The organism is Streptomyces sp. NPDC046215, from assembly GCF_040646215.1.
GTDB classification, from domain to species: domain Bacteria; phylum Actinomycetota; class Actinomycetes; order Streptomycetales; family Streptomycetaceae; genus Streptomyces; species Streptomyces stramineus.
The window spans coordinates 1-1,243 of record NZ_JBEYZW010000204.1; the positions used below are offsets into that span (position 1 = coordinate 1).

The window sequence follows — 1,243 nt, forward strand, 5'->3', positions numbered from 1 at the left end:
CTGGCCCTGCCCGGACGGCGGGAAGTGCATTCGCTTTACGCCCTGACACCCCCACCCGCTCCGGCCCGCCACCTCCCGTGATTGGGGGGTAAGAAACCCGTGGGGGTTACGGTCCGGCCGTTAACTGCTCCTTCGGGCGCTCAGGTCGTCGCGCCCTCGGCGGGCAGGGTCACCGCGCCGGGGACCGGGCCCGCGGTGACGCGGACCGCTCGGCAGGTGCCGGAGGCCTGGAGGGCCGCGGCCACCTTTCGTGCCGCCGCCTCGTCCTCGACCAGGAAGGCCGTGGTCGGGCCCGAGCCGGAGACCATCGCCGCCAGGGCGCCTGCGCCGGTGCCCGCGTCGAGCGTGGCCGTCAGGGACGGTCGCAGGGAGACCGCGGCCATCTGGAGGTCGTTGGTGACGGCCGCCGCCAGGGCGTCCGCGTCGCCCGTGCGCAGGGCGTCCAGGAGAGCGGGCGAGGGTTCGGGGTCGGGCACGTCGGCCGAGGTGGCGCCGGTGCCGGAGGCGGCGCGCAGGCGGTCGCACTCGGCGTAGACGGCCGGTGTGGACAGTCCGCCGTCGGCGACGGCGAAGACCCAGTGGAAGGTGCCGCCGACGGTCAGCGGGGTGAGGATCTCGCCGCGGCCGCGCCCGAGGGCCGCCCCGCCGACGAGGCTGAACGGGACGTCGCTGCCGAGCTCGGCGCAGATGTCGAGGAGTTCCTCGCGGGTGGCGCCCGTCCCCCAGAGGGTGTCGCAGGCGAGGAGGGCACCGGCGCCGTCGGCGCTGCCTCCGGCCATGCCGCCGGCGACGGGGATGTCCTTGTCGATGTGAATGTGGACGCCGGCGTCGCGCCCGTGCCGGGCGGCGAGGGCGAGGGCGGCGCGGGCCGCGAGGTTGGAAGTGTCCAGGGGGACCTGGGCGGCGTCGGGCCCGGAGCAGGTGACGCGCAGCGCGTCGGCGGGGGTGACGGTGACCTCGTCGTACAGGCCGACGGCGAGAAAGACGTTGGCCAGGTCATGGAAACCGTCGGGCCGCACGCCGCCGACGGCGAGCTGAACGTTGACCTTGGCGGGCACACGAACGGTAACGGACGAGGTCACGGAGCGGGCTCCTCAGGTCGGAGAAAGAGACAGCAGCGATCGTACGAGCCCCGCACCACCGAGGGTTTTCTTCCCCACCCACCACGGAAGGTGGCGGGCCGGAGCGGGTGGGGGGGGGGGGTGGGGGATTAAGAAAAAAAACCAACACCCACACCCCCCCC

At 74.0% G+C, this 1,243-nt stretch carries 1 protein-coding gene; it reads right to left on the bottom strand.

What is annotated here, in order from left to right:
- Positions 1–140 precede the first annotated feature (140 nt).
- Positions 141–1,082, bottom strand: coding sequence for a 4-(cytidine 5'-diphospho)-2-C-methyl-D-erythritol kinase (locus ABZ951_RS33860; protein ID WP_344086288.1), 942 nt, complete (start codon positions 1,080–1,082; stop codon positions 141–143).
- Positions 1,083–1,243: the final 161 nt, after the last annotated feature.